At 60.7% G+C, this 1,075-nt stretch carries 2 protein-coding genes; both read left to right on the top strand.

All coding sequences use genetic code 11. The features are described from left to right. On the top strand, window positions 1–652 hold a 652-nt coding region (locus tag ABX74_RS06830), incomplete at its 5' end, for an MCE family protein (RefSeq protein ID WP_047888473.1). Beyond that, a partial coding sequence (locus ABX74_RS06825; RefSeq protein ID WP_144419555.1) for an MlaD family protein occupies window positions 649–1,075 on the top strand: 427 nt, incomplete at its 3' end. The genes ABX74_RS06830 and ABX74_RS06825, both read left to right, overlap by 4 nt.

Below are 1,075 nucleotides of genomic sequence, written 5' to 3'. Positions count from 1 at the left end.
CGGAGTCGTCGACGACTCCGATGCGCGGGTCATCCCGCTCTCCCGCACAACCGTGCCGTACAGCCTCGACGACGTCAGCAGTGATGCCACCACTGCGGCCACCGGCGTCGACCTACAGGCGATGGAGTCCATGATGAACACCCTTTCGCAGGTGATTCCAACTGATTCCGATCAGGTGGGCCGGGCTCTGGCCGGAATCAGCGGCGCCTCGGCGGCTTTCGCGCAGAACAGTGAACAGATCGACCAGATTCTCATCATGTCCCGCGAGCTGTCGGACATGGCTGCGGCACAAACCGATTCGATAGTCGGTACTGCGGCCAATGCTCAGACGATCGTTCGTACTCTTGCGATGCGCAAGGACGCACTGACTCAGCTGGTCGACAACCTGACAATCATCATCTCGAAGCTCTCCACCACTTTCGTCGATCGTCAGGACGAGTTCGGAGCCATGACCGACAACCTCGTCGAGGTCACCACCACGCTGAAGAACAACGCAGATCAGATCGACCTGCTGTTGACTCGTCTTCCTTCCGCGCTGCGTTCGGTCACCGATTCCACCGGCACCGGCAATTGGACCGACGTCAACGCGCCGGCCGCCGTGATCCCGGACAATCTGCTCTGCGCGCTCGGCATCATGGAGGGCTGCAAGTGAATACACGAAAAGCCGTCACGGCCATGCTGGTCGTGACCCTGGCGATTGCACTCCCCGGTTGGTACATCTTCGGACGAACGGATCAGTCCAAGACCGTCTACGCCGATTTCAGCTACGTCGGCGGAATCTACGAGGGAAGCAAGGTCACCGTCCTCGGAGTCGGCGTCGGGACGGTCACGTCGGTGGAACCTCGCGGAACTTCTGTTCGAGTAGCGATGTCGATGCCCAACTCCGTGGACCTGCCCGCCGACGCCTCGGCCTATGTCCTCAATCCATCGGTGATCAGCGATCGCCACATCGAACTCGGCCCGGCTTACACCGGCGGAGAGACGCTGAAAGACGGCGACCAGATTCCGATCGAACGTGCCCACTCCCCCATAGATTTCGACGGCTTGATGGGAAGCGTCAGCACTTTGGCCGACG

This window comes from Rhodococcus sp. ARP2 (genome assembly GCF_001029585.1).
Lineage (GTDB): Bacteria > Actinomycetota > Actinomycetes > Mycobacteriales > Mycobacteriaceae > Rhodococcus_F > Rhodococcus_F erythropolis.
The sequence above is the reverse complement of the archived record's forward strand: the minus strand, read 5'-3'. Positions and strand labels throughout refer to the sequence as shown.